Genomic DNA, 3,124 nt, shown 5'->3' on the forward strand with positions numbered 1-3,124 from the left:
TCTCCGTGAATGCTTTCCCGTGATCGGGAGAACACGTCACGAGAGCGGAACGGTCGGGCGGAATAGGCCCGGCCGTTCACAGCGTCCTCGCTGTGTTTTTCTTCAAAGGAACCTCAACGACCGGATCGAAATCCGCTCGTCGGGGTATCAACATATCTGGCGTTGATTTTTGGCACGCTGTTGAGTTCTCAAGGAACGGACGCTTCCTTTGTACTCACCCTCGCGGGCTTTCCTCCGGGCGCTTCCCTTCGGTCTTGCGTGTCCGACTCTATCAGATCTTTCCGATCCGATTTCCTCGGGCTGTTCGCCTTCCCGGGTCCCGCTTTCGCGATTTCCCTTTCCGACGGTTCCGACTCTATCAGATCTTCTTCTTCGACCTGACCCCCAGTCAGCGGGGTTTGTCTTTCCGGCCGTTGGGCCGTTCCGACGAGTGAGACTCTAGCGGATTCCCTGCTCCCGAGCTAATCGGGGGCCTGCGTCCTTTCGAACGCGGATTCCTCATTTCGCGAATACGCACACCAATGCCATGACGGCAGACAGACGACTGCTGTCGGACTGGTGCGGTACGTACGGAATGGCTGTCCGGGGCCGACCGGAGTCGGTACTCACGTCGGACAACTCGGAGAACAGTACGGATGACGCCGGAGCATGTCAACTCGCTGCCGTAATCGCCACCCGGTTCCCCTCTTCAGGGCGTAGCCTGGCCCGCATGACGACTGCGCGTACGTACAGCCAGCTCTGGTGGGCCGCCTGACAGCGGCCGTCCGTACGTATGCGCTCAACGGCCGCCGCTCCGGTGGCCGTTTTCGTTTCTCCCTCCAGGGCTCCGGCCCTCAGGACTCCGGGAGCGGCCGGCCGGGGCGGCGGGCACGACCAGGAGACGGAGACAGGAAGCGATGACACGGGTCTTCAGTGGGATCAAACCGACCGGGCATCTGACGCTGGGGAACTACCTGGGGGCCATGCGGCGGTGGGCCGCGGTCGACCAGCACCGGGCCGACGCGTTGTTCTGCGTCGTCGATCTGCACGCGCTGACCGTGGACCACGATCCCGCACGGGTGCGCAGACTGAGCCGGCAGGCGGCGACGCTGCTGCTGGCCACCGGGGTGGATCCGAAGCTGTGCACCGTGTTCGTGCAGAGCCATGTGGACGAGCACACCCGCCTGTCGTACGTGCTGGAGTGCGTGGCGACCGACGGCGAGATGCGGCGGATGGTCCAGTACAAGGAGAAGGCCGCGCGGGAGCAGCGGCGGGGCGGGAGTGTGCGGCTGTCGCTGTTGACGTATCCCGTGCTGATGGCGGCGGACATCCTGGCGTACGGGACGGACGAGGTGCCGGTGGGGGACGACCAGGCGCCGCACGTGGAGCTCACGCGGGATCTGGCCGTGCGGTTCAACCAGCGGTACGGGCACACCTTCGTGGTGCCCCGGGCCACCCATCCGGCCGTGGCGGCGCGAGTGATGAATCTGCAGGACCCCCTGTCGAAAATGGGGAAGAGCGACGACGTCGGGCCGGGGATCGTCTATCTGCTGGACGAACCGGACGTGGTGCGGAAGAAGGTCATGAGGGCGGTGACCGACAGCGGACGCGACGTCGTGTACGACAGGGAGGAACGGCCCGGGGTGGCGAATCTGCTGGAGATTCTCGCGGCGTGCTCGGGCGGGGACCCGGAGACGCTGGGCGATGCCTACGAGTCGTACGGGGCTTTGAAGAAGGACACCGCGGAGGCCGTGGTCGAGGTACTGAAGCCATTGCGCGAAAGGCACAAGGAGTTGTGCGCGGACCCCGGTTATGTGGAGGGGGTCCTGCGGGACGGAGCGGAAAGGGCTCGCGCCATGGCACGGCCGGTCGTGGACGCCGCCTATCGGGCCATCGGCCTGCTCCCCGCGTCCGGAACCGGGGCAGACGCCGGGAGGTAGCGCCGGCGCCGGTTTCGGTGTCCGTGCCGGCCCCGTGTCCGTTCCGGGCGGCCGGCTCGCTTGGCAGTAAGTCGTCGGTCGTTGGCCCCCGTACCTCTGGGAGGCGGGGTGCGGGGGCGGCGCGACGCGGACGAGGTGGCGCAGGCGTCGGCGGTGACGTTGCACGGGGGCGGGTTCGCGCGCGTGGTGATGGCGGCAGACGTGCTCGCCGGGGCGACGTGAGGGGCAGCGGCCGACGGGGCGCCCGGTCAGGGGCGCCCCGGGCGGGGCCCGTCCTCAGTCCTTGGTGCCGGAGGCCAGTTCGCGGCTGCGGTCGCGGGCGGCCTCGAGGGCGGCGATGAGGGCGGCGCGTACGCCGTGGTTCTCGAGTTCGCGGATGGCGTTGATGGTGGTGCCGGCGGGGGAGGTGACGTTCTCGCGGAGCCGTACGGGGTGCTCGCCGCTGTCGCGGAGCATGGTCGCGGCGCCGATCGCGGACTGGACGATCAGGTCGTGGGCCTTGTCGCGGGGCAGGCCGAGCAGGATGCCGGCGTCCGTCATGGCTTCGACCAGGTAGAAGAAGTACGCCGGGCCGGAGCCGGACAGGGCGGTACAGGCGTCCTGCTGCGACTCCGGGACGCGGAGCGTCTTGCCGACGGCGCCGAAGATCTCCTCGGTGTGGGCGAGGTGTTCCGGGGTGGCGTGGCTGCCGGCGGAGATGACCGACATGGCCTCGTCGACCAGGGCGGGGGTGTTCGTCATGACGCGGACGACCGGGGTGCCGGCGGCGAGGCGGTCCTCGTAGAAGGAGGTGGGGATGCCCGCGGCGCCGCTGATGATCAGGCGGTCGGCGGGGAGGTGCGGGGCCAGCTCGTCGAGGAGGGTGCCCATGTCCTGCGGTTTGACCGTGAGGATCAGGGTGTCGGCGGTCTTGGCGGCTTCGAGGTTCGAGACCGGGGTGACTCCGTGGCGGGCGCGGAGTTCGTCGGCCCGCTCCTGGCGGCGGGTGGTGACCAGGAGGTCGGCGGGGGCCCAGCCGCCGCGGATCATTCCGCTGAGCAGGGCTTCACCGATCTTGCCGGTGCCGAGGACTGCGACTTTCTGAGCCATGGCTGGGGATGTCCTCCGGAGTGGGCGCGTCGTCCTGGTTCATCCTCGCACCCGGAGGGCGTGGGGGCGGGGTGATGTCCGGTGGGCGGACGGTGACCGTCCGCCCACCGGACATC

Annotated in this window: 2 protein-coding genes; one reads left to right on the forward strand and one right to left on the reverse strand. The window is 68.5% G+C overall.

Translation table 11 applies throughout. From position 1 onward, the window contains the following. The first annotated feature begins 896 nt into the window (after positions 1-896). On the forward strand, positions 897-1,919 hold the full coding sequence (gene trpS / locus AOK11_RS25460; protein WP_055596063.1) for a tryptophan--tRNA ligase: 1,023 nt from the start codon (positions 897-899) through the stop codon (positions 1,917-1,919). A 276-nt stretch (positions 1,920-2,195) separates the two neighbouring features. Here trpS and proC read toward each other — a convergent pair whose 3' ends face one another. Beyond that, complete coding sequence (gene proC / locus AOK11_RS25465) at positions 2,196-3,008, reverse strand: pyrroline-5-carboxylate reductase (RefSeq protein WP_055596064.1); 813 nt, start codon at positions 3,006-3,008, stop codon at positions 2,196-2,198. Positions 3,009-3,124: the final 116 nt, after the last annotated feature.

The organism is Streptomyces hirsutus, assembly GCF_001418415.1.
GTDB lineage: Bacteria > Actinomycetota > Actinomycetes > Streptomycetales > Streptomycetaceae > Streptomyces > Streptomyces hirsutus.

Coding starts and splice junctions, on each gene's coding strand:
- trpS (WP_055596063.1), top strand. CDS start 897: ATGACACGGGTCTTCAGTGGGATCAAACCGACCGGGCATCTGACGCTG.
- proC (WP_055596064.1), bottom strand. CDS start 3,008: ATGGCTCAGAAAGTCGCAGTCCTCGGCACCGGCAAGATCGGTGAAGCC.